The organism is Nocardia sp. NPDC058666 (assembly GCF_042714895.1).
GTDB lineage: Bacteria > Actinomycetota > Actinomycetes > Mycobacteriales > Mycobacteriaceae > Nocardia.
Window position 1 is genome coordinate 106,469 of the sequence record NZ_JBHXRY010000006.1, and the last position, 26,442, is coordinate 132,910.

General features: G+C 66.0%; 21 protein-coding genes. 5 read left to right on the forward strand and 16 right to left on the reverse strand.

What is annotated here, in order from left to right:
- The first annotated feature begins 46 nt into the window (after window positions 1-46).
- The 3 genes from ACFWVD_RS16540 to ACFWVD_RS16550 all read left to right on the forward strand — a co-directional run bounded on the left by ACFWVD_RS16540 (window position 47) and on the right by ACFWVD_RS16550 (window position 2,431).
- Window positions 47-1,330: a condensation domain-containing protein gene (locus tag ACFWVD_RS16540; RefSeq protein WP_379243518.1), complete on the forward strand. Its 1,284-nt coding sequence runs from the start codon at window positions 47-49 to the stop codon at window positions 1,328-1,330.
- A 64-nt stretch (window positions 1,331-1,394) separates the two neighbouring features.
- Window positions 1,395-1,871, forward strand: a complete 477-nt coding sequence (locus tag ACFWVD_RS16545; protein WP_379243520.1) for an excisionase family DNA-binding protein — start codon at window positions 1,395-1,397, stop codon at window positions 1,869-1,871.
- Window positions 1,871-2,431, forward strand: coding sequence for a putative toxin-antitoxin system toxin component, PIN family (locus tag ACFWVD_RS16550; RefSeq protein ID WP_379243522.1), 561 nt, complete (start codon window positions 1,871-1,873; stop codon window positions 2,429-2,431). Before ACFWVD_RS16545 ends, ACFWVD_RS16550 begins: the two co-directional genes overlap by 1 nt.
- Before the next feature lie 13 nt (window positions 2,432-2,444).
- Here ACFWVD_RS16550 and ACFWVD_RS16555 read toward each other — a convergent pair whose 3' ends face one another.
- The 3 genes from ACFWVD_RS16555 to ACFWVD_RS16565 are packed head-to-tail and all read right to left on the reverse strand — an operon-like array spanning window position 2,445 to window position 5,466.
- Window positions 2,445-3,176 (reverse strand): ZIP family metal transporter, encoded by a 732-nt coding sequence (locus ACFWVD_RS16555; RefSeq protein ID WP_379243524.1) that lies wholly within the window; start codon window positions 3,174-3,176, stop codon window positions 2,445-2,447.
- A 7-nt stretch (window positions 3,177-3,183) separates the two neighbouring features.
- A complete protein-coding gene (locus ACFWVD_RS16560) occupies window positions 3,184-4,356 on the reverse strand; it encodes an AI-2E family transporter (protein ID WP_379243525.1) in 1,173 nt (390 codons plus the stop codon).
- 57 nt (window positions 4,357-4,413) lie between these two features.
- Complete coding sequence (locus tag ACFWVD_RS16565) at window positions 4,414-5,466, reverse strand: NAD(P)-dependent alcohol dehydrogenase (RefSeq protein WP_379243527.1); 1,053 nt, start codon at window positions 5,464-5,466, stop codon at window positions 4,414-4,416.
- A gap of 117 nt (window positions 5,467-5,583) precedes the next feature.
- On the opposite strand from ACFWVD_RS16565, the gene ACFWVD_RS16570 reads away from it, so the two are divergent.
- Window positions 5,584-6,654, forward strand: a complete 1,071-nt coding sequence (locus ACFWVD_RS16570) for a S1C family serine protease (RefSeq protein WP_379243529.1) — start codon at window positions 5,584-5,586, stop codon at window positions 6,652-6,654.
- A gap of 10 nt (window positions 6,655-6,664) precedes the next feature.
- Here the strand turns inward: ACFWVD_RS16570 and ACFWVD_RS16575 are convergent, their stop codons facing one another.
- The 8 genes from ACFWVD_RS16575 to aceA form a co-directional block, all read right to left on the reverse strand.
- Entirely contained in the window at window positions 6,665-6,943 is a 279-nt protein-coding gene (locus ACFWVD_RS16575) for a helix-turn-helix domain-containing protein (protein WP_379243531.1), read from the reverse strand.
- Between the two features lie 69 nt (window positions 6,944-7,012).
- The gene (locus tag ACFWVD_RS16580) at window positions 7,013-10,213 is read right to left on the reverse strand and encodes an ATP-binding protein (protein WP_379243533.1); all 3,201 of its coding nucleotides are present in this window, start codon (window positions 10,211-10,213) and stop codon (window positions 7,013-7,015) included.
- Window positions 10,210-10,818 (reverse strand): hypothetical protein, encoded by a 609-nt coding sequence (locus tag ACFWVD_RS16585; protein ID WP_379243535.1) that lies wholly within the window; start codon window positions 10,816-10,818, stop codon window positions 10,210-10,212. Before ACFWVD_RS16585 ends, ACFWVD_RS16580 begins: the two co-directional genes overlap by 4 nt.
- A 15-nt stretch (window positions 10,819-10,833) precedes the next feature.
- Entirely contained in the window at window positions 10,834-11,883 is a 1,050-nt protein-coding gene (locus ACFWVD_RS16590; protein ID WP_379243537.1) for a hypothetical protein, read from the reverse strand.
- Between the two features lie 5 nt (window positions 11,884-11,888).
- On the reverse strand, window positions 11,889-12,389 hold the full coding sequence (locus ACFWVD_RS16595; RefSeq protein ID WP_379243539.1) for a DUF4365 domain-containing protein: 501 nt from the start codon (window positions 12,387-12,389) through the stop codon (window positions 11,889-11,891).
- Between the two features lie 168 nt (window positions 12,390-12,557).
- Window positions 12,558-14,882 (reverse strand): 5-methyltetrahydropteroyltriglutamate--homocysteine S-methyltransferase, encoded by a 2,325-nt coding sequence (metE, locus tag ACFWVD_RS16600; RefSeq protein ID WP_379243541.1) that lies wholly within the window; start codon window positions 14,880-14,882, stop codon window positions 12,558-12,560.
- Between the two features lie 190 nt (window positions 14,883-15,072).
- A complete protein-coding gene (locus ACFWVD_RS16605; RefSeq protein WP_255284589.1) occupies window positions 15,073-15,945 on the reverse strand; it encodes a 3-hydroxybutyryl-CoA dehydrogenase in 873 nt (290 codons plus the stop codon).
- A 162-nt stretch (window positions 15,946-16,107) separates the two neighbouring features.
- The gene (gene aceA, locus ACFWVD_RS16610; RefSeq protein WP_378709799.1) at window positions 16,108-17,397 is read right to left on the reverse strand and encodes an isocitrate lyase; all 1,290 of its coding nucleotides are present in this window, start codon (window positions 17,395-17,397) and stop codon (window positions 16,108-16,110) included.
- A 512-nt stretch (window positions 17,398-17,909) separates the two neighbouring features.
- On the opposite strand from aceA, the gene ACFWVD_RS16615 reads away from it, so the two are divergent.
- Window positions 17,910-19,043, forward strand: a complete 1,134-nt coding sequence (locus ACFWVD_RS16615) for a lipase family protein (protein ID WP_379243543.1) — start codon at window positions 17,910-17,912, stop codon at window positions 19,041-19,043.
- 167 nt (window positions 19,044-19,210) lie between these two features.
- Here ACFWVD_RS16615 and puuE read toward each other — a convergent pair whose 3' ends face one another.
- From puuE to ACFWVD_RS16640, 5 genes are all read right to left on the reverse strand, one after another.
- Window positions 19,211-20,131, reverse strand: coding sequence for an allantoinase PuuE (gene puuE, locus ACFWVD_RS16620; RefSeq protein ID WP_379243545.1), 921 nt, complete (start codon window positions 20,129-20,131; stop codon window positions 19,211-19,213).
- Window positions 20,128-21,105, reverse strand: coding sequence for an allantoicase (alc, locus tag ACFWVD_RS16625; protein WP_379243547.1), 978 nt, complete (start codon window positions 21,103-21,105; stop codon window positions 20,128-20,130). Before alc ends, puuE begins: the two co-directional genes overlap by 4 nt.
- A 152-nt stretch (window positions 21,106-21,257) precedes the next feature.
- On the reverse strand, window positions 21,258-22,487 hold the full coding sequence (locus ACFWVD_RS16630) for a DUF6986 family protein (protein WP_379243549.1): 1,230 nt from the start codon (window positions 22,485-22,487) through the stop codon (window positions 21,258-21,260).
- Window positions 22,484-25,417 carry a molybdopterin-dependent oxidoreductase gene (locus ACFWVD_RS16635; RefSeq protein WP_379243551.1) on the reverse strand — a complete coding sequence of 978 codons (2,934 nt, stop codon included), beginning with the start codon at window positions 25,415-25,417 and terminating at the stop codon, window positions 22,484-22,486. Before ACFWVD_RS16635 ends, ACFWVD_RS16630 begins: the two co-directional genes overlap by 4 nt.
- Window positions 25,414-26,262, reverse strand: a complete 849-nt coding sequence (locus tag ACFWVD_RS16640) for an FAD binding domain-containing protein (RefSeq protein ID WP_379243945.1) — start codon at window positions 26,260-26,262, stop codon at window positions 25,414-25,416. Before ACFWVD_RS16640 ends, ACFWVD_RS16635 begins: the two co-directional genes overlap by 4 nt.
- Window positions 26,263-26,442 lie beyond the last annotated feature (180 nt).

Here is a 26,442-nt window from a genome sequence, read left to right on the forward strand (position 1 = left end):
AACACACGTCAGTGACAAGCGTTTGAATCGCAGGTACCGTCAGAATATGACCGCGCGACGACGTATCTCCCCCTTCGAATCCAGCTACTTCGGCATCGACACAGCCCTCGGCAGCGTGCCGACGGCCGGAATGCCCCTGTTCATCGGCACGACCGTGTTCGGCACACTCGACCCCACGATCCTGCGCACAGTCCTGGACGACCTGACCGCCGCGCACCCACTGCTGCGCAGTCGGGTGGTAACCGAGGACGGAGTGCGGTACTTCGTTCGCGACGACGAGTTCCGACCCCGATTCGACATCGTCGAAGGTGGCGAACCGGAGTACCTCGCACTGGTCAACGGTGATCGAGATTGGAGCGAAGGACTGTTTCGCGCGTATCTCCTGCGCTCCGGTCAGCGTCAGCAGGTGGTGCTGGTCGTGCATCACGGAATCTCCGACGGCAGATCAGGATTCGCGTTGCTCGCCCAGATGTGGCAGCTCTATACCGCGCGAGCCACCGGAGATGTTGCTCCAGAAGCCGTTTCGAGGTCCGAACTGCCCGCAGCCTTGGATACCCGCCTAGCCGAACAAGTTTCGACCGCAAGCGCACAAGAATGGCTGAACCAGATCAGAGCGGGCGCGGCGACGATGGGCCCAGAGTCCGCGCCGCGCAACCTACCTCGCGACGGTGGCGACGACGATCCACTGGGCAGATTCGCGATGCAGCGCGTGGAACTGACCGCCCAGGAGACCGCCGCCCTCGTGGCGATCGCCCGCACCGAGGGCCTGTCGGTGAACAGCGTGCTCACCGCGACGGCCCTGGCAGCCCTGCGAACCCGCTTCCCCGAAACAGGCACCGTAACGATGTTCTGCGGCCAAGCCGCCGACGTCCGCGCGGAATTCGATCCCCCGGTCCCCGCCGACACCCTGGCCAATTACGCCTCCGGCGCAGGCATCCTCATCCAAGTAGCCGACGACGCCACCCAACTGGACCTCGCCCACCAAGTCGAAACCGCCCTCCACGCAGCCCTGTCCCGCCGCGAACCCGCGATCTTCCCCCTCGCCGCACAACTACCCCACGACGACCTCACCACAGCCCTACTCTCCGCACCCCCCACCCTCGCCCTCTCCAACATCGGCAAACTCCCACCCCACACCCTCCCCGACGACATCGCCTTCCTCCGCGACGACATCTACGCCATGGGCCCCGCGATGCCCCCCAAAATCACCGCCTTCACCCTCGCCGCCCGCCTCACCCTCCAACTCGAATACGACACCACCCTGTACAGCCGAACCCAAATGGAAAAACTACGCCTGACCTTGGTCGAACTGCTACAGACCATCGAATAGGGTGCCCGCCCTTTCGAATTATTCGAAAAGGTGGGATGATGGCGCTATCCATCTAGGAGGCGCGATGACCGCGACATTGAACGAACGAACGCTTTTGCCTGAGCATCCAGACCAGCTCGTCGAGGTCCGGAGGTTCCTGGACGCGACCCCGAACACCGCTGAGGCCACCATTCTGCGTTCAGCCGCAGGTGAGGTGGTGGCCTTGCCTGCCGAGGTCTTCGAGGGTCTGCGCTTGGTCGCACTGGCGTTGTCCGAAGGGAAGGCAGTCACCGTTGCGCCGCTGCACACCACGTTGACAACCCAGGAAGCCGCGGAGCTACTCGGTATGAGCCGGCCTACGTTCGTCAAACTCTTGGATGCGGGCAGTATCCCGTTCACCCGGCCGGGCCGACATCGTCGTGTTCGCCTCGCGGACGTCCTCGACTTTCGTGAGCATCGCCGTGCTGAACGCGCCGCCGGATTGTCCGAACTGACCAGAATCTCCGAGGATTTAGGCCTCTACGACGACATTCCTACGGAGCCGCTGAAGCGAGAGGGCTGATGCAGCGCGTCTTCCTCGATACCTGCGTCTTGTATCCGTCCCACCTACGCGACACGATGCTTCGACTGGCTGAAGCGGACCTGTTTCAGCCTCTGTGGTCGGCGGAGATCCTCACGGAACTCCGCCGAAACCTCTGCAACAGGCCGGCGGAGGACGAGCTTGCCTCGGCCAAGGTCGACCGACTGATCAGCACGTTGACAGGCTTCTTCTCCGACTCGATCGTCGACGGTTACGAGCCACTGGTCGATCGGATGGAGAACCATCCTAAGGATCGGCACGTGCTCGCGGCCGCGCTGCAAGGCAATGCGGATGTGCTGCTGACGTTCAATCTCAAAGACTTCGAGGTAAGACCAGTCGGCGAAGGTTTCCCGGAGTTGCTGCACCCGGATGCGTTCCTACTGGATGTTCTGGATCTGGCTCCCGGCTGCGTGCTCCGGTTGCTCGATCGGCAAGTCGCCGAGCACAAACGTCCACCGAAACATCTTCTTGGCCTGCTCGACGTCCTGGACCGTTCCGGTGTTCCTGGTTTCGCTGCTGAGGTGCGACGGCACCTCGACTGACAGTGTCGGCGACTCAGTGACTCAGTGCGGCCACGACGAACATCGCTGCCACGCCGAGGATGGTGCACAGCAGGGTCAGGCGGGAAGGGTGGCCTGCGTGGGCTTCGGGGAGGATGTCGGCGGTGGCCAGGTAGAGCAGGAAGCCGGCGAAGTAACCCATGTACAGGCCGATCCAGTTTTCCGGTACGTGGATGATGGTGCCGAGGACGGCGCCCACGACCGGGGCGATGGCGTCCATGGCCAGCAGGATCAGGGCGCGTTTGCGGGCGTTGCCGTAGACGGTGGGGATGGTGAAGGTGTTGAAGCCGTCGGCGAAGTCGTGGCAGATCACCGCGATCGCCACGGACATACCGACGGCCGCGCCCGCCTGGTAGCCCAGGCCGATGCCGAAACCGTCCAGGGTGCTGTGGAAGATCAGCCCGCCCGCGGCGAGCAGGCCCACGGACTCGAAACCGTGCTTGTGTGAACCGAATTCGTGTTCGTGGCCTTTGTGGATCGCGACCGCGCGTTCGATGATGTGCAGGCTGAGGAAGCCGATGACCGCGGCGATGAGCACCACGGGGATGCCGTGGAACTGGCCGTCGGACTGTTCCAATGCCTCCGGGATCAGGTCGAAGGCGACCACGCCGAGCATCACACCCGCGGCCAGGCCCAGGACCAGGTGTTTGCGGTCGCCGATGCGCATGGCGACGAATCCGCCGAACAGGGTCGACAGCATCGACACCAGGGACAACAGGATCGCCATGGTCCGCCTATTCGTCGGTGGGTTCGGGCTTGCGGGGCTTGCGCTTCTTCTTCGAAGGTGTGGCTTCGGGTTCTTCGGCCACGGCATAGCGCCGCACGTAGGCGCCCGCGAAACCCTGCAGGGTGGCGGTGACCGGGATCGCCAGCAGCGCACCGGTCGGCCCGAGTAACGCGGCACCCGCGATCACCGCCCCGAACGCCACCGCCGGGTGCATGTCCAGGGTGGTCGCGGTGATGCGCGGCTGCAGCACATAGTTCTCGAACTGCTGGTAGGCGGCGATGAACAGCAAGATCCACAGCGCGGTGATCGGGTCGTGCACCAACGCCACCAGCACCGGCAGCGCACCGGCCATATACGTGCCCACGGTCGGAATGAACTGGGAGACAACGCCTACCCACAGCGCCAACGCGAACGCCGACGGCACATCGAGCACCCGCAGCGCGACGTAATGCGCGATCGCCGAGCACAGGGCAAGCAGTGCGCGCGAATAGATGTAGCCGCCGGTTTTCTCGACCGCGATATCCCAGGCTCGCAGCACATGTTTCTGCTGTCTGGGTGGCAGCAGCGAGCACACCCAGGTGCGAAAACGCGGGCCGTCGGCGGCGAAGTAGAACGTGAACAGCAGCACCCCGAGCAGCTGGAAGAGTGCCCCGATCGCGACAGTGCCTATGCCCCAGACGTTTCCGGCCATGCTCACCAGGTATTTCTCGATCGTGGAACTCCACTCCGAGGCGTACTTGGTCAGGTCCTCACCCGAAATCGTTTGGTGGAAGGTGACATTGACCCAATCGACCAGGTCTTGCACGTAACCGGGCGCGTTCTGCACCAGCATGGTCACCTGGTTGATCAGCAACGCGCCCAACGTCCACACGAACGCGACGATCACCACCAGCACCAACCCGAACACCAACCCGGTGCCTGCCCCACGCCGAACGCCGCGCGCGGCAAGCCAATTCACGGCCGGCTCGATCGCGAACGCCAGGAACAACGAGACCAGCAGCACCGTCAACAGGCCCTGCAACTTGCCCAACACCCAGAACGCCGCGATCAACCCCGCCACCGCGAGCACCGCGTACAGCAGCGCCCGCGGCAGCCAGCGCGGCGGCGTGCGCACCGACCAGAAGGCGGGCAGCGCCCTCACGTCGACGGCGCGTTCAGCGGATTCGTCCTCGGCAACCACGAACTCACGGTACCCAGCGCGGGCCTTGGCGGCCGGTCGGCGCGCCTGCCCGAACAACTACACGGTGGCGGTGTCGATGACGAACCGGTACTGCACGTCGCTGGCGACCACCCGTTCGTACGCGGAGTCGATCTCATCGGCGGAGATCAGCTCGATCTCCGCGCCGATGCCGTGTGAGGCGCAGAAATTCAGCATCTCCTGGGTCTGTGCGATGCCGCCGATCATCGAACCGGCCAGCGACCGGCGGTACCCGGCGAGGTTGCGGCCGGACACGCTCATCGGGTTCTCCGGCAGGCCGAGGATGACCAGGGTGCCGTCGAGGGCGAGCAGGCGCAGGTAGTTGTCGATGGGCAGGTCGGCCGACACGGTGTTGATGATCAGGTCGAACTGGCCGCGCAGTTGGCGGAAGGTCTGCTTGTCGCTAGTGGCGTAGTAGTGGTCCGCGCCCATGCGCAGGCCGTCGTCGCGTTTGCGCAGCGACTGGCTCAGCACGGTGACTTCCGCGCCCAGCGCCGACGCGATCTTCACACCGACGTGCCCGAGACCGCCCATTCCGATGATGGCGACCTTCTTGCCGGGGCCCGCATTCCAGTGTCGCAGAGGCGAATACAGCGTGATGCCCGCGCACAGCAGCGGTGCGGCGACGTCGAGGCCGATACCTTCGGGGATCGCGACGACGAAGCTCTCGTCGACCACGATCTGGGTGGAATAGCCGCCCATCGTGTACCCGCCGGGCTGCGCGGTTTCGGGGACCGGCGAGTTGTAGGTCCAGGTGGCACCGTTGGCGCAGTACTGCTCCTCGCCCGCCAGACACGGCACGCACTTACCGCACGAGTTCACCAGGCAGCCCACACCCACCCGGTCACCCACCTTGTACTTGCGCACCGACGAACCGACCGCGGCGACGATGCCCGCGATCTCGTGGCCGGGCACGCACGGGTACTGCGCGCCACCCCATTCGTCGAGCGCGGTGTGGATATCGGAGTGGCAGATGCCCGCGTACTTGATGTCGATCAACACATCGTCGGGGCCGACCTCGCGACGTTCGATGGTGACCTTCTCGAAGGGCCCTTCGGGCGAAGGCTTGGCGTAGGCGGCAGCAGTGCTCATGGCTACATGCCTACAGCCGCATACGGGCTTTGCCAACAGTCGGGTCCGGATCGAGACCAGCGGACGGCGAAATCACGTCACAATGGATTGGTCGGCTCGTGAGAGAGGACATGTGCGGTGAGACGTGTCAGTCGATTACTGGTGACGATGGTTGTCGCGCTGCTCGGGGTGTGCGCGTTTCTCGGGTATCGCGGAGAGTTCGCCCTGGTCGAACCCCAATTCGTGGCGCAAGCGCAGGCTCCGGTGTTGGTACCGATGGACCCGGTGGTGGTGGCCGATCAGGTGGAGGCGGCGCTGGTCAATATCGATGTCGAGACCGCGGGTTTCGGGGGCGGAGCGGCCGGTTCGGGGATCGTGCTCACCGAAGACGGGCAGATTCTGACCAGTCATCACGTGATCAAGGGCGCCGACGAGCTGCGCGTCACCGATATCGCCAACGGGCTGGTCTACGAGGCGACCGTGCTCGGATACGACTCCGGCGCCGACATCGCGCTGCTGTCGCTGGCGGGCGCGTCGGGTTTACCGGTCGCGCGCCTCGGCACCTCCGCCGACCTGCGCATCACCCAGGATGTGTTGGCCATCGGCGACGCGGGTGGCGACGGCGGCGAACCCACGGCGGTCACCGGTCCGATCACCGACCTGAACGCCACGATCGTGGCCATGAACTCCGCCGACCTGACCCGCAAGGCACTGAACGGCATGGTCGAAGTCGCCGCGCCGGTGATGGGCGGACAATCCGGCGGCGCGCTGGCCGACGCGACCGGGGCAGTAATCGGCGTGATCACCGCAGCTTCGGGCGAAGCATCCCGCACCGAAGGCAACCCACCCAACGGCTACGCCGTCCCCATCGACACCGCCATGCGCATCGTGACCCAGATCCGCTCGGGCACGCCCACCGACACCGTCCACATAGGACCGACGGCGACGTTGGGCGTCCAGGTGATCGACGGAAGACCAGCCGGAGCCCAGGTGAGCTGGGCCTTCTACGGCCAACCCGCCCGCGAAGCCGGCATCACCATCGGCGACGTGATCACCGCCATCGACGGCGTCTCGATCACCACCGCCAAAGCCCTGAGCGCCGCCATCAACCTCCGCAAACCCGCCGACCCCGTCCGCCTCGACGTCACCTCCCCCGACGGCGTCACCCGAACAGTCGAAGCGGTACTGGCACAGGGCACCCCGACCTAGCAGCCTGCGGTCACGCGGCCCGAACATTCATCTCGACATGCATCCCAGCCGCCACCACCATGTTGACCAGCGCATCCAGACTGAACAGGTCGATCTTGCCGCGCATCAGATCCGACACCCGAGGCTGCGTCACCCCCAGCTTCCCGGCCGCGAAAGCCTGCGTCCACTCCGACGCCTCGATGTGCCCGCTCAACGCCATCATCAACCGCGACCGCAGCCGCATGTTCTCCGCTTTCTGTGGGGTGTCCTCGATCGCATCCCACACGCTGTCGAACGTCTCGTCCGCCATCAGCGCTCTCCCTTCCTGCTCGCAACACCGGCCCGCGAGGGCCGGGTCGGCGGCGAAATCGACCAGGGCTCACTCATCCTGACCTCGGCGGGCGCGCTCGAGGACTTCAGCTTCGTCTGGTGCGCTACTGGGATGGTGGCTCGAACACAGTGGCGTCGAAAGCTTGCGAAACGGTCGCCCCTCAGCAGCACCGTAGAACTCGCCGGCACTCAGATGCCCGATGTCATCGAGATGACCACCCCAAGCAGCGGCGATTGCGTTGGCCGCCTGCATCTGTACAACCGTCCCCAATTTGCCGAAGAATTGGATTGCGGTATTGCCGACAACCCTGTTGTGCAAACCCTTCGGCGCCTGCGTCGCGTAAGCGATGCCGAGGCCATACTTTCGCGCCTGGGCGGCGAGCATCAGGGTGCTGGCCGTTGCCCGCGTCTCGCGGCCCGACGGTGCGAAGATCTGGGCTTCGTCGAGCACCAACAGACCACCGAGCGGCCGATCCCTGGCCGGATTCTTTTTGAAATGAGTGAACAAGGCGACCTGCAGTTGGCTCACGAAGGCCGCCCGCTGATCGGTATCCGGCAGGCCGACAAAATTGATCACCGACACTCGCGCCTTCTTGCCCGGTGCGGGCGCGAGCAGAACACCCGGGTCGAGGGGTTCGCCCTCACCACCGAACAATGGGTCATTGATCATGGCAACCGCGAGCCCATCCGCCATTTCAGCCGCCAGATCGACAGCACGACGCACCCGACTCACACCTGCGGGCAGCTCCGCCAGCAGCGCGATCAGTCCTTCGAGTCGCGATCCGCCGGTCTGGGCGAAATGCATGAGGGTCTCCAGCAATACCGCCTTGGCTTGCTCGGCTTTGGCTTTACGGGCGAGGCCGGTGCGCGGCAACAGATCAGCCACCGCCATCTCCGCCGCACTTCGGAGTTCGTCCGCGTCGTCGACGACCGCGCTGAAATCCGGCAGCGGTTGCAGGACCAGCGGACGACCCGTCCGCCGACGCGGCGTCCACACGACCACATCGGTCTCGGCCAGATACCGCTCGGCCCGCGCGACCTGTTCGGCACCCCAGCCCGCGGGCTTCTCCGGCCATGGGTCACCCAACCGCGACAGGTCGTTGTTGGCGTCGATCACGATCGAGGAGACCCCTTGCAGCGCAAGCTCTTCGATCAACCACCGCAGGAACACCGTTTTCCCGGAACCACTGCCTGCGAACAGCGCCAGATGCTTACGGAGCAGCTCGACCGGAACCCGGAATTCCTGTCCATCGATATATCCGTGACCGAGCAAGACGGTGTCAGCGCGCAGCGCACCCTCGCCCGTGGGTGTCACGGCAACACCGGCCTCGTCATCGAGGTCCGCCGAATGTCGGCGCTCATCGGTCGTCGAAGCGGCCGGACCGGGAATCACCTCCGGTGTCTTCGGCGAAACAGCCTGGGCGCCGCCGCCGGATTGCGGTAATTCGGGGCCGTTCGTGCCCCGCACGCCCAGGTCGTCCGGTCCGGGCAGATCAGCGAACACCCTGCGGAACAACTGCGTGCTCCCGGCCGGCCGCCGCTGCCTGAGCCAGCTCTCGAAGCCGGGTTTCGGGTCCGCGAACATAGCTGCCAGGGCGGTGAACGTTCGCAGGTCGTCGTGTCCGATGTTCAGCGTCATACCATTGGCCTCGGCCAGCTCGGTGAGCATCGCCCTGGTTTTCGGACCGGGAGAGAACGCCGTATTACGTAAGATGGTCAGGCTGCGATTGTCGTTCGCCGCGGCGATCCCTGATTCCAGGACCGCCGCCCGCAGTCGCGCCTGCACCGCATGGTGGTGCGGATGTGCGATGGCCCGCAGACTCCAGTGCTTCTCGACTTCCAGTTCGGCGTCGAGGGTGCATCGCAGCCGGGCGTGCAGTGCCCTGCCGGTAACCGCGGGTTGATCAATCGTCAGCCGATCATCCTGACGTTCCATGACCAAGCAGTGCAGGGCGCCGACCAGCAGTCGCGCCATCAGGTCGTCCTCCTGCGCGGGATCGATCGGACCGACGATGTCCGCGGTGTCTCGAAGTCGCTCGAAGCAGGTATCGAATGCGGACGAATCGACCGGCGCCAGCACGACATCGGATGTCGTGTCGTCGACCAGATCGGCGAAATCGGTGAGCTCGCTGATCTCGTTCCTGTCGAGGCAGTTCTTCACGTGCAGCGCGACCTGCTGCAGCAACCGCCGTGGCGTGTAGTGGCCGACCTCCTCGCCGCGGAACGCCGCGGGTGCGATCGGCCAGCTGGCATGCGGCGCGACGAAGTCCACCTCGCCGTACTGGGCAGCGAGATGACCCGCGACGATCGCCGCCGCGACCGCCGGTCCGGGCAGCTTCGTCCGAAGTTCGAGCACGCTGAACCGGTCCACCGCCGAAGACACCGAGTGCTCCGACAAATAACGCCAGGTCGTCGAAATACACGCGGCCACGATGATCGTCCGCACGGTCTCCTCGCGCAGTTTCATCAGGCTGTTCGCGTGGCCGGTCGCGACCGCACCACCCGCGCGGGCGGATTCGGCCATGATCGCGTCGATCTGGTCCAACGCGATGACCACCGGACCCGCGGCGGCGAAGAGCCGGATCAGGTCCTGGAACACGCGTTGCGCATTGCGTTCGCGATGCCGGAAACCCCACTTGTCGAGGATCTCCGCGGCAAGACCGTCACTGACCATCAGGTAGCTGTCCCCTATATCGCGCAGCGGTCCGCCCGCGCGGAACAGCACCAGCGCGCGGAGCGTGTCCTGGCACTCGTAGAGCCGGGGATGACGTTCGGTCAGCGCGTCCAGGAAGATGTCGACCTGCTCGGGCTCTGGCCGTATCGGACCGGCGATCCGCATCTGCAGGTCGGTATCGCATTCGGCCTGGTCGGTGAGCGCCAGCAGCAATCGGCGCAGCTGATTGCCGTCGGTCCCGACGAGCCGGTTCACCACCCCGTGTACCGCACCGTCCCAGAACGATTCGCCGTCGGCCAGCTTGGGCATGAAGAAGAATCCGCCCTTGGCCTGCACCTGCTCACGAATCCAGCCGAGCAGATGCGTCTTCCCCACGCCGGGGTCCCCGTTGAGGATGTATCCGGTGGGCAGGGAGTCCGGCCGATGAGCCGCGATGTCGATCGCCCGCGAAATGGCGTCGGCCGCATGCCGATGCAACTCTTCGACGTGGTGGGTCTGCGGTTGCCAAATCGAATCCGGGCCGAGCGCGGTACTGAACTGAACCCGGATGAGCGCGCGGTACTGCTCGTCGTTCACTTCAACACCTCGATGGTGAGTAGATGGCGCGCCGTGCCACCCAGCGACACGGCGACCGCACGGTCGTCCTCGGTCAGCGTTTTGCGGTCGGCCTCGGCCCGGACATGGACGCCCTCGCGGTCGGCGAGCGCGACGATCGCACGCGTGAACTCGTCCGGCGACAGATGCGGCAGTCGAGTGCGCACGTCGGCGAGCCGCACCTGCTCGGGTTTGCCGTCGGTGATGGCCGCGTACGCGCGCACGATCTGACCGGCTACGTCGGGCTGAAAGATATCGGTGAGCAGTTGCCCCGAGCCGTCGAGATAACGGTGCAAACCCCCCAGCACCGAGTACAGAGCTCCGCCGAACGAACCGGCCCGCGCCGGCGCCGGACGCGACAGTTCCTCGGTGCACCACTGCGCGCCGAGTTCGGTCAATTCGTGGACGAGAATGTTTCGCCACGGCGTCGTACTCTCGACCAGACCGAGTTCATTGAGCTGAACTCTCGGTTTGCCGGTCAGGCTCAGCCCCGCGACCTCTTTCAGTTCGGCATTGGTGAGTTCGCGTGCTTCTGCCAGCAACACCAGTAGCACGGCACGCTGCAGGGAGCTCAGTCGATCAGACATCTACGATCCGTTCTCTCACGTTCGGTCCCCGACAACGGTGAATCCGTTCTCGGCCACTTCCAGGTCGCGCTTGCCATCGAAGTTTCCGGATACTCGAACACTGTCCGTCCGGCGATGCGCGACAAGCGCCTTCGCGTACTCGTGCTCGGTTCGCAGGTGCACGACGATCCGCCGCTGTCGCCCGGTGCTCGTGTCACCCACCCGAAGAACCCCCCGCACAGTTACTTTCCAGCCGCCGTCGTTGTCGAGCCCGACTACTACGCCATCGACCGTGGCGTACCGCTGCGCCTCCGGAAGGGGCTGTGCTGCAATGACTTCTGCAACGGGCGAGTCCGGGTCGGTCAAACCTGACAGTCGGGAGACCGCGGTACGCGAGAAGTCGAGCGAGACGTCTGGTCGCGGCACCTGCCGCGACCAGCGGAAGTTCAACTCGAAACTCATCGGCGCGAATGCCGCCGCCCCCAGCGCACTGAAAGCCTCGATGGTTTCGTATCTGACCTCGTGTTGCCATCCACGCGCTGCCTGCTCGTCTCCGGCAGCGGTCCGCACCATCACCGCGACATCGAGCAGCCGCACCGCGACGCTGCGACCGAGCCGAGACCCCGGCCCGGCCAAATAGACGTCATAGCCGAAGACATCGTGCTGCGGTAGCAGAGCCGTGCTGTCGAGAAGTTCGGTGACGGCCGCGCGACGCCGCCATGATCCCGAAACCTCACTCATCGCAGTCTGTTCGGCGCACGCGACGAGCAAGTCCTGCAGCGCGACAAGCGCCGCGGTGGCCGTGCTGATAGGAACGTCGTCGGCTGGGTCCCCTGCGCGGTAGCCGACGACGTCCACTCCGCCCGCGGCGATATCGCGGCCCACCGCTTCCCGCGGTCGCTGCTCGGCATCGGCCACACATCGAACGAGCGCCCGCATCGCGGTGGAATAGTCCAGCACCTCGGTACCCGGAACCAACACGTCGAACGAGCCTCGCGTCCAGATCTGCCCGCTGCGCCACTGCCCACCGGCCGTCCAGCCCTGGGCTTGCAGGTATCCGATCACCTCGTCGCGAGCAGGCGGCATACGGCTCACCGTGGCGGTCCGATGACGAGTGCACGCAACGATTCGACATCGAGAACATTGCTCAGCGGAATCTGCACCGAGACTTTACGGCTGGCATCATCGACCGCGAACCGCTTCCGGTCGCGCAGCGAGAGGAAGTACCCGGCGTGACGCAGCTCCAACGCGCCCGTCGTCGACTCGACGAACTGGGCACTTGTGCGCGGCACATGCACGGCGAAAAGGTAACGCGGGATCTGGAAGTCGTCGCCGGCGAGGCAGTTGAACTGGGTGTGATTGAGCCCGGGGAAAATCAGCTTCCCACCCCGCCACTTCGGCCGCGACACCGTCTTGATCTGCACCGCGATCGCAGGTCCGAACCCGTGCGGCGTCCGCCCCGGCTGCTTGATGCACAGGTCTACACCGTCGACGTCGACATCATCGGTCGACCACAGCAGGCCCGCGGCGGACGCGAGCACCCGAATGTAGTCGTGCCCGAATTTCCCCTGATGGTGATTCGGATCGAGCACCGCGCCCTCCTGAACAACCCGACGCTGCCGCCGCGAACTGTAGTCGCCGACGCCGAGATCTGCTGAGGTTCAGGCATTTTCATATTCGGCGGCCGCTGACGTGGGCAACGACCCAGCGGAACAACAAAGGGGCGCACCGAATCCGGTGCACCCCTTTGCCCAGCTCACTTACGCTTCGGCGGCGGCTTCCGCTTGTGCAGCCAACGCCCGTCGCCGCACCCGCCGAGCCGCGGCCACCATGTTCCGCAACGAAGGCTCCAACTGCCAGTAGTGCCGAGTCTTGAGCCCACCGTCAGGATTGGCCCACAACCGTTGTGGCGTAACAGCATTCGCCGCCTGCGTGAGCAGTTCGTCGAACTCGTCGATATCGGGGATGCGCGCCGAACGGCTCTCGTACACACCCGGCCCCACGCCGTGGGTGAGTCCGTGGCCGGTGGACAGGTCCTCGGTGAGCGCCTCGATGACCCATTCGATGGAGCGGGTGGCCACGATCGCGGTGACGTCGGCGTCGAGTTGATCGATCGCGTCGACCACTTCGGTACGGCCGGAATAGCCGATGTGCGTGTGGATTTGGGTGTCGGGGCGCACGCCGGAGGTGGCCAGCTTGAACGCGCCGACGGCCCAGCGCAGGTACTCTTCGCGGCCGCCGGGGCGGGCGGGGAGTAGTTCGCGGATGGCGGGTTCGTCGACCTGGATGATCGCGATGCCTGCCTTCTCCAGGTCGACCACTTCGTCCCGAATGGCAAGTGCCACTTGGTCGGCGGTCTCGTAGAGCGGCTGGTCCTGGCGCACGAACGAGCGGGCCAGCATCGTGACAGGCCCGGTGACCATTCCCTTGACCGGCTTGTCGGTCAGCGACTGCGCGTAGGCGGTCCATTCCACCGACATCGGCGCGGGCCGGGCCACGTCGCCGTAGACGATAGGCGGTCGCACGCAACGGGATCCGTACACCTGCACCCAGCCGAAGCGGGTGGTGGCGAAGCCGTCGAGCTGTTCGGCGAAGAACTGGATCATGTCGTTGCGTTCGTGCTCGCCGTGCACGAACACGTCGAGGCCGATGTCTTCCTGCAGCGCGATCGTGGCTTCGATCTCGGCTTCGACCAGCTTGCGGTAGTCGTCGTCGGACAGCCGTCCCGAGGCCACCTCGTGGCGGGCTTGGCGCAGCTTGGAGCTCTGCGGGAACGAGCCCAGCGTGGTGGCGGGCACCAGCGGCAGGTTCAACCGCTGCTGCTGCGCGGCCGCGCGCACGTCGTAGGGGGCGCGTTCGCGCATCTGCGGCGTCACCGCGTACACCCGCTGGCGCACCGCGTGCTTCTGCTTGAAGTGCACCTCGGTGGGCCGCTTGCGCCAGTTCTCCGAGGGGCCCTCGGTCAGGGCCTTCGCGAGCGAAACAACCTCGCCCACTTTCTGTTTCGCGAAGGCGAGCCGGTCGGCGACGTTGCCTTCGATGTCGTACTCGGCGAGCACGTCGTAGGGCACGTGCAGCAGCGTGGTGCCGGTGGACACCACCAGATCCGGGCACACCTCGGCGATCGAGTTCAGGTAGTTCAGCGTGACGACACGGTCCGCGCGCCACACGTTCTGACCGCTGATGACACCCGCGTAGATCCGCTTGCGCTTGATCCCCGGAATGGCCGCCAGTTCCTCGGGCTGCATCCGGTACGACGCCAGATCAAGGCCGATGGCCTCGACGTTGCTGGCGGCCAGAATCCGCAGCGCCTCACCGAAGTCGCCGTACTGCCCGGTGACCAGGATGCGCGGGCGCAGCGGCGCCTTCGACAGCTGGGTGTACGCCTTCTCGAACGCGGCCAGTTCCTCGGGCGTGCGTTCCCCGGTGAAGCACGGTTCGTCCAGCTGCACGCAGGTCGACCCGCGCTTGGCCAGGATCGAGAACAGTTCCTCGTAGAACGGCAGCAGCTGGTCGAGCAGGCTCAACGTGTCGAACTCGGCCTCACCCGGCACATGCCCGGCCTTGGACAGCAGCAGCAACGACACCGGCCCCAGCACCACCGGCCGCAGTTCGATCCCGCGCTGCGCGGCCCGGTCCCACTCGTCGAGCAGGGCTTCGGGGTGCAGCGAGAACGTGGTGTCGGCGTCGAGTTCGGGCTGACGGTAGTGGTAGTTGGTGCCGAAGAAACGCACCAGCTCGAGCGGCGGGGTGTCCGGGTTGCCGCGCGCCATCAAGAAGTAGAAATCCAGGGGGTCGAGCCCGTCCTGGAACTGCTTGAATCGCGACGGCACCGCACCGAACAGCAGCGCGTTGTCGAGGATGTGATCGTAGAAGGAGAAGGTGTTGCCCGGCACCTGCGTGAGTCCGGTGGCGGCCAGTTCGTTGAACTGACGCTCCTGGATATCGCGGCCTACCTGCAGCAGTTCCTCGCGTTCCATCGATCCGCGCCAGTACGACTCGAGCGCACGCTTGAGCTCTCGGTGCGGACCGATCCTCGGGTATCCGAGAACGCTCGACCCGAATCCATCGGTGACGTTGACCATGACCGCCGATACTCCCTTTCGATCACACGCTGCGCTCGACATAACACCGGATGCGCGAGCGCGTCCGGCTACAGCAGCTTAGGCCGCAACCCCGACCCTTCGCCGTTCCCCCTGCAAACACCCAGGAAAAGGCCGAAGGCCACCGGCATCGCGTCGCAGCTGATGTCGGTGGCCTCCGGTGAGCAAACTCTTATTTGCCGTACTGGTAGAAACCGGCTCCGGTCTTCTTGCCGAGCAAACCGGCTTCGACCATGCGCATCAGCAGCGGCGGCGCGGAGTACAGCGGCTCCTTGAACTCGGAGTACATCGAGTCCGCGATCGACTTCACCGTGTCCAGGCCGACCAGGTCGGTCAGCGCCAGCGGGCCCATCGGGTGCGCACAGCCGAGCACCATCGCCTTGTCGACATCGTCCTTGGTGGCGAAGCCCGACTCGACCATGCGAATGGCCGACAGCAGGTACGGCACCAGCAGCGCGTTGACCACGAATCCGGAACGGTCCGCCGAGCGCACGATCTGCTTGCCGAGGATCTCGGCGGCGAACTGCTCGGCGCGCTTGGCGACCGGCTCGCTCGTCTTCAGGGTGGTGACCAGCTCGACCAGCGGCAGCACCGGCACCGGGTTGAAGAAGTGCAGACCGACCACGCGCTCGGGGTTCGCGGTGGCGACGGCGATCTTCATGATCGGGATCGAGGAGGTGTTGGAGGCGAGCACGGCGTTGGGGTCGGTGACGACCTTGTCCAGCTCGGCGAAGATGGCCGTCTTGACCTCTTCGTTCTCGACAACGGCCTCGACCACCAGCTGACGGTCGGCGAAGTCGCTGAGATCGGAGGTGAAGCGCAGCCGCCATGCGGCCTGCTCCCGCTCGCGCTCGGTGATCTTGCCACTGCTCACACCACGATCCAGCGAACGCAGGATGCGTGCGCGACCCGCAGCGGCGAGTTCACGGGTGGTCTCGTAGACGAGGACGTCGACGTGCGCACGCGCGCACACCTCCGCGATACCCGCGCCCATCTGTCCGGCGCCGATGATGCCAACGCGCTGAATCTTCTCGCTGCTGCTCACGTCCCGCTCCTGCTGTGTGTCTGGCTGTGGGGTGGCTGGGGAGGTCATGGAGACCAAAGTATAGGGATGCCCTCCCTCACCGAGGGCTGATCGGCGAGGGAGGGCGTACACCCCTACCGGAGTAGAGGAAAGAAGTTGCTACTCAAAGCAACCCCGAGGGGATCAGTGGAACTGACCCTCTTCGGTGGAGCCCTTCAGGGCGGCGGTCGACGTGTTCGGGTCGACGGTGGTGGCGATGGTGTCGAAGTAGCCGGCACCGACCTCACGCTGGTGCTTGATGGCGGTGAAGCCACGCTCGGCAGCAGCCTTGAACTCGCGCTCCTGCAGGTCGACGAACGCGGTCATGCCCTCGCGAGCGTAGCCGTGCGCCAGGTCGAACATGCCGTAGTTGAGCGAGTGGAAGCCCGCCAGGGTGATGAACTGGAACTTGAAGCCCATCGCGCCGAGCTCACGCTGGAACTTCGCGATGGTCGCGTCGTCCAGGTGCTGCTTCCAGTTGAAGGAAGGCGAGCAGTTGTAGGCCAGCAGCTGGTCCGGGAACTCGCTGCGAACCGACTCGGCGAACTTGCGGGCGACCTCGAGATCCGGGATACCGGTCTCCATCCAGATGAGGTCGGCGAAGGGGGCGTAGGCCTTGGCACGCGCGATGCAGGGCTCGATGCCGTTCTTCACACCGAAGAAGCCCTCGGCGGTACGGGTGCCGTCGAGGAACTCACGGTCGCGCTCGTCCACATCGGAGGTGATGAGGGTGGCGGCCTCGGCGTCGGTGCGGGCGATGATCACCGAGGGCACGTCGGCGACGTCGGCGGCCAGACGCGCGGAGGTCAGGGTGCGGATGTGCTGCTGGGTGGGGATCAGCACCTTGCCACCGAGGTGGCCGCACTTCTTCTCCGAGGCGAGCTGGTCTTCCCAGTGCACGCCAGCGGCGCCGGCCACGATCATGGCCTTCTGCAGCTCGTAGGCGTTCAGGGCGCCACCGAAGCCGGCTTCGGCGTCGGCCACGATCGGGGCGAGCCAGTTCTTGACGGACTCGTCGCCTTCGACCTTGGAGATCTCGTCGGCGCGCGACAGGGCGTTGTTGATACGACGCACGACCGCGGGAACCGAGTTCGCCGGGTACAGCGACTGGTCCGGGTAGGTGTGGCCGGACAGGTTGGCGTCACCGGCGACCTGCCAACCGGACAGGTAGATGGCCTTCAGGCCGGCGCGAACCTGCTGCACGGCCTGGTTGCCGGTGAGGGCGCCCAGCGAGTTGATGTAGTCCTCGTTGTTCACGAGGTCCCACAGGATCTCCGAACCGCGACGGGCGAGGGTGTGCTCCTCGACGACGTTGCCCTGCAGCTTGGAAACCTGCTCGGCGGAGTAGGTGCGGGTCAGGCCCTTCCAACGCGGGTTGGTGTCCCAATCCTGCTGGATTTCCGCTGCGGTCTTCGGGGTGCCGGGGAGAGACATCTCTTGACTCCACTTCCTCGTGTGGTCGGTACTCGCAGCAGTCGGCGTGCGAATCAACCGGCGGCTGAACGCTTTCGGTTGCACATCTCGTACTGCTGGAGCAATTTGCAGGCTTGCTAGGACTTACTAGGGCCCAAGGGGTGTACTTCCAAACAATGGCACACCCAGAAATGGCCGTCTACCTGTTGGTTGTGTGAATCTCAGCTAGTTTTGCAGGCCCGTTTGCTAACTTTGCGAAATTAGCGGGTTAATTGCAAGGGCCCCGCCTACCGAGGGGTAGTGCTGACCAGGAGTTTTAGCATAACGCTCGTACTGTTAGAGATCATCGGGTGGGCGAGCTCCGACACCCCCGACCCTTCCAGGGTGTGATCGGTTTCACCCACCACGCCGGACACGAACGGTGTGCGTGTCGTCACTCGTTTCGGTCACGGTGCGGGTAGCCCCCAGAAGTGGGTGCGAAATGCGCGCGCCACATCCTGGACGCACGTCCATCAAGAAGGAAGAGTAGGTCCATGAGGATTTCGAGGATCGCGGCGACTTCGCTGATCGTGCTGGCCGCGACACTGAGCGTGGTGCCGGTGGCCGACGCGCAGCCGGCAGGCACCGTCGTCGGCGTCGAGCCGCTGTCCGCCGCGGCCACCCTGCCCGGTTCGGCGAACGCGCAGCGCCTGCTCTACCGCTCGACCACCGCGAACGACCAGCCGACCACCACCAGCGCGGCCGTCTACTTCCCCGCGGGCGAGGCACCCGAAGGCGGTTGGCCGGTGATCGCGTGGGCGCACGGCACCGTCGGTCTCGGCGACGACTGCGCGTACAGCGTTGCGGGCCCCGCGGCAGTCGAGCGCGACTGGGCATACCTGGGCACCTGGCTGGATCAGGGCTACGCGATCGTCGCCGCCGACTACGCGGGCCTCGGCGGTCCCGGCGAGCATCCGTATCTGAACGGCATCGCCGAAGCCCACAACGTGGTCGACGCGGTCAAGGCCGCGACGCAGCAGTACCGCACCCTGTCGAACAAGTGGGCCGTGGTCGGCCAGTCCCAAGGCGGGGGCGCGGCGATCACCACCGCCCGCTACGCCACCGAATTCGGCGGCCCCACACTGGATTACCGCGGCGCGGTAGGCACCGGTGTGCCCGCCTACATCGAAGACGTCATCCAACTGGTCGGCCCCGGAATGCCGCCGATCCACCTGAGCTCCCACCTCACCGCCTACGTCCTCTACATCCTCAGCGGCCTGCGAACCACCTACCCCGACCTGGATATCGACAGCTTCCTCACCGATTCCGGCCGCACCTGGCTGGCCCGAGCCCAAACCACCTGCATCACCCCCCTGGGCGACGAACTCTCCGCCACCAAACCGCCGGTAGGCAGCTTCTTCACCCGCCCTCTCGCCTCGATCCCCGACATCCACGGCCTGCTCACCACCTACATGGGCCTGCCCGAATCCGGCTACGACCGCCCACTTTTCATGGGCCAAGGCCTCTACGACACCGACGTGGTAACCCCCGAAACCCTCCGCTACGCCGCCGTCCTGGAAGCCAACAACCAACCCCTGACCTTCCATACCTACCCCACCGACCACGACGCCACCGTCAACGCGTCCCTGGTCGATTCGGTGCCGTTCGTGCGAACCCTGTTCGCCTGAGCCGGTCCACACCGCCGGACCAACCGGCGTAATCGCCCACTTCGCCTTCAAAAAGTCAGAAAACTGATTCTGAAGCGGCCGATTGGGCGATTACGCCGGACTCACGCGCGATTCAGAGCGCGTGACACCCACGAGCCCCGAGGTTTGCGTATCCGCCCCCGCTCGGGTCAGCCGCCAAGCGATTGCTCGCCCGCCGGGTGGACCTTGTGCCAGTGTTCGGCGATGTCGATGCGGCGGGTTATCCACACCTTGTCGTGGGATTGGACGTGGTCGAGGAAGCGTTCCAGGGCTGCGGTGCGGGCGGGGCGGCCCGCGATGCGGCAGTGCAGGCCGATGGAGAGCATTTTGGGGGCGCCTTCGGTGCCTTCTCGGTAGAGGACGTCGAAGGCGTCGCGCAGGTGGGCGTAGAACTCGTCGCCGTTGGCGAAGCCTGCCGGGGAGGCGTAGCGCATGTCGTTGGTGTCGAGGGTGTACGGGACTACCAGGTGGTTCTGGCCTCGGACTTCGGTCCAGTAGGGCAGGTCGTCGGCGTAGGAGTCGGAGTCGTAGACGAAACCGCCGTGTTCGACGACCAATTCGCGGGTGCGGGGTGAGTCGCGGCCGGTGTACCAACCGAGCGGCGCCGCGCCGGTGAGTTCGGTGAGGATGCGCACGGCCTCGGCCATGTCGGCGCGTTCGGTTTCCTCGTCGGCCAGCTGGTAGGACTTCCAGCGCAGTCCGTGGCTGGCGATTTCGTAGCCCAGTTCCGAAAAGGCCGCTACCGCTTCGGGATTGCGTTGCATGGCGTGGGCGACGGCGAAGATGGTGAGCGGGATGCCGCGTCGTTCGAAGGCGCGCAGTACTCGCCACAGGCCCGCGCGGGACCCGTATTCGTACAGCGATTCCATGCTCATGTGCCGGTTCGGGAACGCTTCGGCGGGCGTCATCTCGGACAGGAACGTTTCCGAGTGTGGCGAGCCGTCGAGGACGTTGTTCTCCCCGCCCTCTTCGTAATTGAGCACGAACTGCACCGCGATCCGGGCGCCGCCGGGCCACTGCGGGTCGGGTGGGGTGGGGCCGTAGCCGATGAAATCGCGTGCCTCGGTCATGCGCTCAGCTCCCCGAACAGGCGAAGGCGGGCGAGGCCGCCGTCGGGGTAGATGTCCAGGCGCACTTCTTCCACCGACGCGGCCGCGGGGGTCAGGGCGAAGCGGTGGCGGGTGTCGGGGAGCAGGTCGGTGCGTGGCATCAGCTCGACTTCTGTTCCGTCGCTGGTGAATCCGGTCAGCGAAGCCGAGCCGGGGCTGTTGCCGAGGAAGCAGGAGGTGTCGATCTCGGCGAGGCGGATCGCGCCGGGTCCGGCCAATTTGATGCGGACCCAGTCGTTTCCGTCGTCGCGGCGGCGCGAGGTCTCCCAACCGTCGCCCATTTCGCGGGCCAGGCCGGGGTACAGCATCTGGTTGGGCGAGCTGTAGAAGCGGTTGGAGCAGTCCAGCACGATCGCACCGTTTTCCAGCGCGGCCAGGTCTAGCGGGCCTAACCCGAGCAGCGCGGGGTCGGGGCGACCTTCACCGTGCACGCGCAACCGGGCAACGCCGCCGTCGGGGTGCATGGTGAGTTTCACATGGGTCCAACGGTTTTCGTCGTCGATGGCGAAGGGGTTGCGGCTGTCGCCCCCGACTTTCACGCGGTCGAGCAGGGTCACCCAGTCGGTGCGGGCGGCGATCTCCTCGGCGGGCGGATAACCCTCCACGACCAGCGCCGACAGCGACACCTCCGGCGGAAAGTTGCCCTTGAACCAGGCGGTGTCCACCACGACGCCACGAATCACGCCCGGCACACCCAGTCGCACGATGGCCGAGTCGTCGCCGGGCTTGCCACGGTGACGGCGGGTCTCCCAGCCGTCGTACACCTGGCCTTTGTGGCCGAAGGTCGACGGCTGATACTCCGACGGGCCAGGGCTGACCAGGTTCTCCTTCTCCGCGAAGAACTCGTCGTTCGCCCAGATCACCGAACCGCCGAGGGATCGAACCGCCAGGTCGGGTAGCAGCGTGAAATCGTCGCCGCCGGGGTGTGTGCTCACCGTGTCTCCTCTGCTCGGGTGCGCGCGAACTATCCGCTGTGCACCCCGTTGTGTACTGCTACTGCTGTCGCCGCGCGCCCGGCTGGATTCACTATCGCGTCGTCATACCTCCATGGTGCGACATCGGCCGAAGCCGGACCTGTTCGACCACATCACGGCGCCTGCGGTGGGGTGCGCCGAGCGACCAGCGCCTCGAGCACGGGAACGGTGAGTTCCGGTGCGCGCGCGACCAATTCGTCGTCGGTGGTCGCCCCGCAGCGCAATCCGCGCAGCACCGTGGTGGCCAGCGCTTCCGCGGTGGCGGGCTCGTCGACGACCCCGCCGGAGCGGCGATCGAGGTAGGCCTGCAGGCGCGGCACGGCCACGTCGGTGGCGGTGCGGAAGAAGTCGTAGGTGGCCAGCCAGCGGGTGACCAGGTGGCCGGGGTGCATGTCCCAGCCCTGGTAGTAGCCGCGACGCAGGGCGCGTTCGACCAGGCGGTGGTGGTTGCGGAAGGCGCCTTCGGGGTCGACGTCGGGGGTGATCTGAGTGGACCCGTCGCAGATCCAGACGCCGGTTTGCGCGGCCGCGACCTGCATGACGGACTTGGCGAAGTCGGCGGCCGGGTGGTCGAGGGTTTGGTCGGTGGCGGCGATGCCGCAGGCGGCGGTGTAGTCGTAGGTGCCGAAATGCAATGCACTGCAACGGCCCTCGGCAAGGTGGATCATCTTGGCGATAGGGGCGGTGCCGTCGGGGGCGATGATCGCCTGCGGGCTCTCGATCTGCAGTTCGAAACGCAGCGAGCGATCAGGCAGGCCGTGAGCGCGCTCGAGACCAGTGCACAGATCGACGAGTGCTGAAACCTGTTCGGCCGCACGGATCTTCGGCACCGTGAACACGAACCCGGGCAGAACGCCACCCGCCCCGTCGAGAACCAACTCCAATGTGCGCAGTGCGCGCCGCCGCTCGTTCGCCGCCAGCCCCTTGGTGCGAACTCCGAATGACTCAGGCGCACCGGGCTTTCCGGCCCACGCAGCCAAAGCTTCGCCCGCAGCGGTTGCCGCCGCGTCCTCTACGTCATCGGCCCGGAATCCGTAACCGTCTTCGAAGTCGATGCGCATGTCCTGCACCGGCGAATCGGTGAGACGGCGGCGGACGGCGGGCAGGGCACCGGTCGCGTCGAGACCGACGAGGAAGTCGGCGTGTCGATGCAGCAGGTCGAGGGCCGTGGCGCCCCATTCGGCGGGGGTGTCAGCGCTGGCGCGGTCGGCGGGCACGTACGCGGTGTGCACGGGCTGCACCCGGTCACCCGCACCGGGATAGCGCACGCGCAGTTCGGCGTCGACGGAGTCGAGCACGGAATCGATCCGAGCCCGAATGTGTTCGGGGATACGGGTATTCACCCGGCGGTTCCTTCCTGGATGGTCCGCCACACACGGTCGGCGGTCATCGGTAATCGGTTCGGGCGGGCGCCGACGGCGTCGCGGATCGCGTTCGCCAGGGCCGGTGCCACCGGGTTGTAGGGGGACTCACTCATCGATTTGGCACCCAGCGGGCCCAGTTCGTCACTGGTTTCGGCAAAATAGACCTCGGTGCGGGGCAAATCCGCGAACTGCGGGATGTGATAGTGCCGCAGTGTCTTGGTGGTCACGATGCCGTTCTCGGACCGCATGTCCTCGTAGAGGGCGGTTCCGAGGGCCTGCCCGACGCCGCCTTCGACCTGCCCGCGCAGCTGGACCGGGTTCAGCACGGTACCCGCGTCGGCGACCTGGATCGACTGCAGAATCTTCACCACGCCGGTCGACGGCTGCACCGCGACCCGGAACGCGTGGACATTGAAACTGACCGAGCGTGGGGTGCCCGCATGGGTGCCGTGGGCGAGGAGTTCGCCGTCGGCCAGCAGTTGGGTGGCGGTGATCAGCTCCGCACCGCAGCGCACGCCGCCGGCTTCGAGCAGGCAGTCGCGTTCGGGGTGACCGCTGACCTTCGCGCCCCTGGCCAGCAGCATCGCGTGCAGTTCCAGCGCGGCCGCGTAGGAGGCTTTGCCCGCGACCATGGTGCCGGTGGAGCCGAACGCGCCGGTGTCGTGGCCGACCAGGTCGGTGTCGGACTGGCGGATGATGATCCGTTCGGCGGCGGTGGCCAGTGCCGTTGCCGCGAGTTGGGCGTGCACGGTGGTGGTGCCGTTGCCGAATTCGGCTGTCCCGACGCTCATTTCGTAGCGGCCGTCCGGCAGAAGTCGTGCGGTCGCATCGGCGTGGTGTCCGTTCGGCGGGACGGTGGCGATCATCGCGACCGCCATCCCTTCGCCCACTTGCCATTCCGCGCTCGGTGCCTCGGCTCCGTTTCCTCGCCGCAGGGCGTGCTGGGCGGTATCGAGGCACTGGTCGAGACCGTAGCTGCCGAAAGTCAGGTCTGATTCGTCGATTTCGGCGCCGGTGAACTGGTCACCGGGGATCACCACGTTGCGGCGACGGAATTCGAAGGGGTCGATGTCGAGTTCGCGGGCGAGTTCGTCGATGGCGGATTCGACGCCGAAGCTCACCTGGCCGAGGCCGTAGCCGCGGAAGGCGCCGGAGGGAATGTTGTTGGTGTACACCGCTTGTGCGTCGACGCGTTTGTTCGGGCAGCGGTAGACGGCCACGGATTCGCCGACGGAATGGAACATCACGCCCGCGCTGTGGTTGCCGTAGGCGCCCGCGTCGGCGAGGACGTCGACCGAGAGGGCGGTGAGGATACCGGACGCGTCGGCGGCCGCGGTGACGGCTACGCGCATCGGGTGACGGCAGGTGGCCGAGGTGAATTCGTCGGTGCGGGTGAACTCGTATTGCACCGGGTGGCCGGTGCGTAGAACGGCCAGTGCGATGAGGTCTTCGGCCAGCATTTCCTGCTTGGCGCCGAAGCCGCCGCCGAGACGAGTGGCGAAGACTCGCACGCGGTCTCGGTCGAGGCCGAAGACGTGGCACAGTTCGTCGCGCACGAGGAACGGGACCTGGGTGCTCGAGCGGATGACGAGCCTGCCTGCGTCATCGAACCAGCCGATGCCGCCGTGGGTCTCGAGGTGCACGTGCTGCACGCGCGGCGAATTCCACACGCCACTCACAACTTTCGCAGCCTGCTCGAGACCTGCATCGAAATCACCCACACCGCCGTGGATCTCGGCGATCAGGTTGCGATCCGGATCGGCGATCCGCGCCGACTCCGGCTTGTCGCCGTGCAGCTTCGGCGCACCCTCAGCGAGCGCGGCTTCGGGCTCGAATACCGCTGGCAAAAGCTCATATTCGACGGACAATGCCCGTACCCCAGCCCGCGCGGCATCGAGGGTCTCGCCCACGACCGCGGCCACTCGCTGACCCACGAACCGCACGGTGGTATCGAGCACGAACGTGTCGTCGGGATCGTCCTGCCGCAGTTCGTGTCGGGCCGTGGAAAACGCCGTCTTCGGTGCATCCCCCTGCCTCAACACCGCACGCACGCCCGGAACAGCCTGCGCCGCAGCCACATCGATGGAAACGATCCGCGCGTGCGGATGCGGACTGGTCAGCACCGCCAGATGCCACGGCGCCGTCGGCGGCATCTGCTCCCCCGCCCCCGGCACCACATCCATGGTGAACGCTTCCCCACCCCGAACGATCCGCGACCCCGCAGGCGCCCGAACCCCGTCCCCGATCTGCCCGGCCCCATACTTACGCCGCATCACCCCGCCGACCCGCGACTCCACGGCCGGCATTTCATCTGCCCCGACCACGTGCCCCTGCACGGCCGACACCGAGGTGACTTCCCCGGCAGGCCGCCCAGGCAGCACCTCACCGCAAGACGTTCCGCGACCACCCGAGTCGACCTCGCCAGTTGTACACAGCGATGCACAGGGTGTGGCAAGTGAATCAGCGATCGACCGGTACCCCGTGCACCGGCACAGGTTCCCCTTCATCAACTCGGCCCGCTCGGCATCGGTGACATCCTGCGCCGACAGGTTATCCACAGCAGTGTCGGCCCTACCCGCAGCCAACCCGGACGCCGTCACCACCATGCCCGCCGTGCAGAACCCACACTGAAATCCCGCGTTCTCCACAAACCGCCGCTGCATAGAAGTGGGTCCGTCACCGTCACCCAATCCAGCCGCCGTAGTCACCGAACGGTCGGCGGCACGGTGCGCTGGAATCAAGCAGGAGTGAACCGGCTCGCCATCCAGCAACACCGAGCAAGCACCGCAATCCCCTGAGTCACAACCCTTTTTGACCGCCAGCTCGCCGTGTTCCCGCAGCACAGTGCGCAGGCACTGGCCGGGACGGGCGTCGACTTCGGCCGAGGCGCCGTCGATATCGAGCCTCATAGCCGGGCCCCCCGTAACTCAGCAGCCACTTCGGCAGCCAGCAGCCCGGTCACATGCTCACGCCAGTCCGGCGCACCGTGCGGGTCGTCGAACCACACGTCGGCATCGATGTCCGCCAGCGCGTCGTTCAGCTCGGAATCGGTAGGGGGAACGTCGAAGTCGAGCACAATCGGCCGAACGGTAGATGCGGTGATCGTGATCGCACACCGGCCGTCAGCCTCGCGCCTACCCATCACCACAGCCCCGGAACGTCCGAGCGGAGCAAGCGCGATCTTCCGAAAACTGGTCTGCGCCAACAGACTCGCCATCGGCACCACAAAGGAACGAACGACAGCACCCGCGGCCAGAACGTTGTCCCCAGGCCCAGTTACGAAGTCACGCAGAGCAATTCGCCGCTCACCACCACCACGCGGCCACACCACTGCGGTCGCATCCAAAGCCACCAGCGCACCGAGCACCGCTCCGGCAGGCAACGACAGACACACATTCCCACCAACAGTGGCCGTACGCCAGATCTTGTGCGAAGCCAACAGCGCCCGACAAGCCTGCGCGAACAGAGCCGTCCCCGGCCATTCCTTCCGCAACACAGAAGACCCGAGTTCCCGCCCGACACGTGCACCGGCGAACTCCGCCAGCGTGCACGTCGCCGCGATCTCCAACCCCTGCGCGGTCGCCGTCAGCGGCGCCCATCCCAGCGTGGTGATGTCGACCAACCGGTCGAGATGATCGTGCGGTTCGGAGAACAAGAAGGTGCCGCCCGCCAGCACCGCACTACCCGCCCCGACCTGCGCCAAATCGGCGCGTTCGCGGGCGAGAACCACCTCGGAAACAGTATCCAGATCCACGTTCACCTCGCTACCCTCTCCGGCCACAGTAGGGGCCGGGAGTTGCCACGATGTTGCACGAAACCCGCGCCAGATTGCGCCGCGGTTAACCCGGTGTACGCCCTCCAGTGTGCGCCGATCCGAACAAAACCGCAGTTCAGCACGCCGCACGTCGACGGCGACGCGGACGCGCGCACGCGC